General features: G+C 56.9%; 2 protein-coding genes. One reads left to right on the forward strand and one right to left on the reverse strand.

Annotated elements, in window-relative coordinates; all coding sequences use genetic code 11:
• Positions 1-39 precede the first annotated feature (39 nt).
• Entirely contained in the window at positions 40-633 is a 594-nt protein-coding gene (gene ribA / locus AACS18_RS11985; protein WP_005351157.1) for a GTP cyclohydrolase II, read from the reverse strand.
• A 248-nt stretch (positions 634-881) separates the two neighbouring features.
• On the opposite strand from ribA, the gene cmk reads away from it, so the two are divergent.
• Positions 882-1273 (forward strand): (d)CMP kinase (gene cmk / locus AACS18_RS11990; RefSeq protein ID WP_108614322.1); only part of this gene is annotated, 392 nt, incomplete at its 3' end.

Below are 1273 nucleotides of genomic sequence, written 5' to 3' on the forward strand. Positions count from 1 at the left end.
TGGGAGGCGTTTGACTATCTGGCATTCGTCAATGCAGGCTCATTTTTTGAGCATGTGATCCAGCTTGTTGGCCTTGGTCGACAGATAGAACTCGTTGTGGGGATTGCGCCCTTCCTGCAACGGTACCCGTTCGGCCACCGGAATACCGAAGGATTCCATCGCTTTCATCTTGCGCGGGTTGTTGGTCATCAGTTTGAGAGACTTGACCTCAAGCTGCTTGAGCATGTCGGCGCAGATGGTGTAATCGCGCATGTCGGCGGCAAAACCAAGGGCCACGTTGGCCTCCACGGTATCGGCACCCTGATCCTGCAGGTGATAGGCGCGGATCTTGTTGAGCAAGCCGATGCCACGGCCCTCTTGACGCACATACAGCAACACGCCACGACCGGCTTTGGCGATATTCTCCATGGCCGCCTGCAACTGGAAACCGCAGTCACAACGCAGGCTGAACAGGGCGTCGCCGGTCAGGCACTCTGAGTGGATCCGGCCCAGCACGGGCTCGTCACCAGTAATGTCGCCCATCACCAGTGCGGCGTGATCTTTGCCTGTGCCGGTTTCCTGAAAACCTACCAGCGTGAAGGTGCCCCAGGGGGTTGGCAATTTGGATTTGGCCACGAGGGTAACGCTGCTCATAGGTTGCTCCTTACTACTAACGGCTCAAAAAAGGGGGCCAGTTTAGCGCGCCTTGTCAGGAACGACCATAAGAACAAGTCCCTGCATTGCTTAATGAAATCTCCAAATGAGATACAAGCACAGCTGTCCGTCGGGGTTTTGGCCCTTTGTGCGGATTGATGACTGCCAGGCTCACCACATTCGGGTATAATCGGCGCCCATTAACCCACCCCTTCGGGATGGGAGCAACACAGTGCAGGAGAGAAGTTATGCCTCAGATGGCCCCCGTAATGACAATTGATGGCCCCAGTGGTGCAGGTAAAGGCACATTGTGTCAGCTGCTTGCTGAGAAGCTGGGTTGGCACTTGCTGGACTCGGGCGCCATCTATCGGGTGTTGTCCCTGGCCGCCCTGCATCACGATGTAGAGCTGGACAGTGAAGCCTCACTGGTGCCTCTGGCTGCCAATCTGGATGTGCAATTTCAGGTAGAAGGCGATCTGGTCAAGGTAATCCTGGAAGGGGAAGATGTCTCCCGCACCATCCGCACCGAAGAAGTGGGTAATGCAGCCAGTAAAATCGCCGCCTTCCCCCGGGTGCGCGAAGCCTTGCTGCGCCGTCAGCGGGCATTTCGTCAGGCCCCGGGTCTGATTGCCGATGGTCG

Origin of the sequence: Aeromonas sp. HMWF015, from assembly GCF_963878965.1 — a bacterium.
GTDB lineage: Bacteria > Pseudomonadota > Gammaproteobacteria > Enterobacterales > Aeromonadaceae > Aeromonas > Aeromonas veronii.